Below are 743 nucleotides of genomic sequence, written 5' to 3'. Positions count from 1 at the left end.
GCCCTTGCGACGCTCAACCTCGGGCAAACGCCAACGCTATTCGCAGACTACGCTAGATCTGCATCAATCGCCGCTGACCGAGCAAGGTATCTGACCAATTATTCAACTGAACACCTCCATGGCTAGGCCCGCATACAAGCCAGTTCAGCCAAACAAATTGATCAGACCAAAACATCTAAGCAGGTCGGATTTACATGCCAATATATTTTAACGACCTACAACATCGCTAAGCCATTAAATTACATAGAAAAACCATAAATTGATCAGATAGATTACGATTTCCAAATCAGATTGATTGGTTGACACTATCGTCTGAAAAGAGTCTACTCGCTATGACCATCAAGTCCGATATTCATACTTGAGGCAACAACAAAGGAGAGGAATGCAAGAATGATAAATAACAATAAACGTCATCTGGCGATGGCTATCAGAGCAATCAATACCCTAGCAATTTCAGCTGCCACTTTGGCTTTTGCGCCACAGCTACTGGCACAGGAAGACGGCATCGATCAACTCGAAGAAGTGGTGGTTACCGGTATTCGTGCGTCGCTCGCAAATGCGCTTGACCAAAAGCGGGATGCGAACAATCTGGTCGAAGTTATTCAGGCCGAAGATATCGGTAAGTTACCGGACCAAAACTTGGCAGAAGTGCTAGAGAATGTGCCCGGCATCCAGATTACGCGTACTGCAGGTGTGGGCACCGGGGTACAAATTCGCGGTACTAATGATAACCGCACTGAAAT

1 protein-coding gene is annotated in these 743 nt (G+C 46.2%); it reads left to right on the top strand.

Translation table 11 applies throughout. The features are described 5' to 3' along the window. Window positions 1–420 precede the first annotated feature (420 nt). Window positions 421–743, top strand: a 323-nt coding sequence (locus ACFQEU_RS17060) for a TonB-dependent receptor plug domain-containing protein (RefSeq protein ID WP_379784084.1), incomplete at its 3' end; no start/stop codon positions are given.

The organism is Halorubrum tibetense, assembly GCF_042661865.1.
GTDB lineage: Archaea > Halobacteriota > Halobacteria > Halobacteriales > Haloferacaceae > Halorubrum > Halorubrum tibetense.
Note: the sequence above shows the minus strand (reverse complement) of the source record. Positions and strands in the feature narration are given on the sequence as shown.